Below are 2,322 nucleotides of genomic sequence, written 5' to 3' on the forward strand. Positions count from 1 at the left end.
ATATGTGTAAAAGAGAATACTACTCTAATGATCAATATACTCTATTGATGAATTTATAATAAAACTTCCCTTTTCTTCTATATTTAAAACAACTACACTAGGTGAAGTATATACATAGTCCGATAAAACAGGAAATAAAATTGTATACTTTCCTGTTTGTATGTTATTAAATAAATACTTACCATTAATATCAATAGAGGAATAAACTATATCACCATATTCATTAATAAGTGTAACAACTTTATCTCTAAAAGAAGAAGATTCACTTTGTTTTAAATCAACTATCTTCTCCTCTGGTTTTATATATCCAAATATCTTAGATAAACTAAAATCTGGATTAGAACTATTTACTTGAACTTCTTTAGATTTTAAGTAAATTGGTTGAATTAGAGTCCCACTTAAGATTCTTGGAAAACTAGTTGTGTCTTCTTTATAAAAATCAGCCTTTAATATACAATTAGATTTTATATTATTTATAACTATCTCTGATATTGAATATAACATAGAAGGTCTTTCGTTTGTATGAATACTATCGTACTTGCCGTTGACCTGTATATTATCTAAAAAAACAATAGAATTAATATCCCAAATTATATTAGAAGAAAAAAATAATGATTTTTCCATATCAATTTCAATTGGATCAAGTATTATGCATTGATCAGTTGCTAAAATAGTAGTGTTTCTAAAACTAGGTCTATTGAACTCTGATAAGTTTGATATCCTGTTATTATCTAAATTTACAGTTCGTAATTCGGTATTGTTAATGTTTGGTATAGCTTTTATATTATTACTATCTAATCCTAATCTTTTGAGCTTCTTTAAATTTTTTATAAAGCTAATATCTTCAATTTTATTTTCATTTAACTCTAATTCTTCTAATTTGTTGAGTTTTGATAAAGGAGAAGCGTCACAAATATTGTTTTTATTTAAGTTTATATATACAGCATTTATAGCAAACTCTATTCCTTTTATATCCTTAATGTTATTACCTGATAAATCTATTTCTGTTAATCCTTTCATGAAATCTTTTGTTATATCTGAAATATGCACGTTAAATTGCCTTGATAAAGCTAATTTAAGGCTGTTGCTTATATATGGATGTTGAGTATTATTTTCCAATGTCTATCATTCCTTTATATAGTAGTCACAATATAATATATGGTTATTTAATGGTACATGACACTAAATATCTACCCTTAAAATAGTACTTATTTTTATCAATTTTTTATTGATTTTTTGTACATACTAATAATAAATACTTATTTTATAAGGAGTGATGTTATTATGTCAAAAATAAACTGTAGTGCTATTACATGTAGTTATAATATAAACGGAAATTGCCATAGTGGAGCAATTAAAGTTGATGGAGCTAAACCAAACAATTTAAAGGATGTTCACTGTACATCATTTATAAGTGTACATAAAAACTTAAAAAGTGATATTCAAAGTGAATGTGAGCATATTGTCTGTAATGCTATTGATTGTATCCATAATAAAAATTCAGAATGTAGTTGCTATAATATATTCGTGTCAGGAAATGATGCTAAGAATTTTAAACAAACTAATTGTTGTAGCTTTATATCTAAATAAAAAATAGGCGAGTTAAATTCTCGCCTATTTTTTATTTAATCACTTAACTTGTAATTTAGCCCACCCTAATGTTTGGTCTCCAGAGGCTTTACTAAAGTAATAATTTTCTAAGTACTCATTTCTATCCGAGATTGATTGAGTCTGTAAAAACAAAGTTAAAAAAGATAAAGACATACTATAATAATTTAGGGTATTTAAAAGTCCTAGAGAAAATGGATTTTTTTCTTCGTCTCCACTTTTTTCTTTATGATAATCAGATAGTGGTATCCTAAGTTCTCTTATTTGTGTTTTTATATATAATGATTCTTTTAAAAGATCCTTTGTATCTTTTTTATTAATAACAGCATTAAGTGAATTGGAAGCTAAAATTTCAATTTGATTTCCTATACTAGTCAATTCATTAATATATTTCTCTTCTACTAAGTTTGTATTGCTCGGTAAATTTGGGGTGTATATATTTGCATATGAATTAATATTACTAAACATAATTATTGTAATAAAAGCAACTATTGATACTAGTATTTTTTTCATAATAAAACTCCTTACATAATCTTATTTTATATTGCCTATCTTAAAATTAGTATTACTTTTAAACAAATCAATTATTCATTTTTCCTTATAGAATTATACATAAAAACAAATATAGACATAAAATATATAGTTTTATGTCAAAAAAACAAAACCTAGTTATTTCAATGTATATATCTATTAAATACATTATTATGTCAGTTT

Annotated in this window: 3 protein-coding genes; 1 reads left to right on the plus strand and 2 read right to left on the minus strand. The window is 24.4% G+C overall.

Annotated elements, in window-relative coordinates; translation table 11 throughout:
- Nucleotides 1-24 precede the first annotated feature (24 nt).
- Complete coding sequence (locus RWY47_RS03920; protein ID WP_224170312.1) at nt 25-1,119, minus strand: hypothetical protein; 1,095 nt, start codon at nt 1,117-1,119, stop codon at nt 25-27.
- 165 nt (nt 1,120-1,284) lie between these two features.
- Between RWY47_RS03920 and RWY47_RS03925 the strand changes: the two genes are divergently transcribed.
- On the plus strand, nt 1,285-1,590 hold the full coding sequence (locus tag RWY47_RS03925; RefSeq protein WP_021431241.1) for a DUF1540 domain-containing protein: 306 nt from the start codon (nt 1,285-1,287) through the stop codon (nt 1,588-1,590).
- Nucleotides 1,591-1,629: 39 nt separating this feature from the next.
- Here RWY47_RS03925 and RWY47_RS03930 read toward each other — a convergent pair whose 3' ends face one another.
- Nucleotides 1,630-2,121, minus strand: coding sequence for a hypothetical protein (locus tag RWY47_RS03930; RefSeq protein WP_224170311.1), 492 nt, complete (start codon nt 2,119-2,121; stop codon nt 1,630-1,632).
- Between the last annotated feature and the right edge of the window lie 201 nt (nt 2,122-2,322).

Origin of the sequence: Paraclostridium sp. MRS3W1 (assembly GCF_032465715.1) — a bacterium.
Lineage (GTDB): Bacteria > Bacillota > Clostridia > Peptostreptococcales > Peptostreptococcaceae > Paraclostridium > Paraclostridium dentum.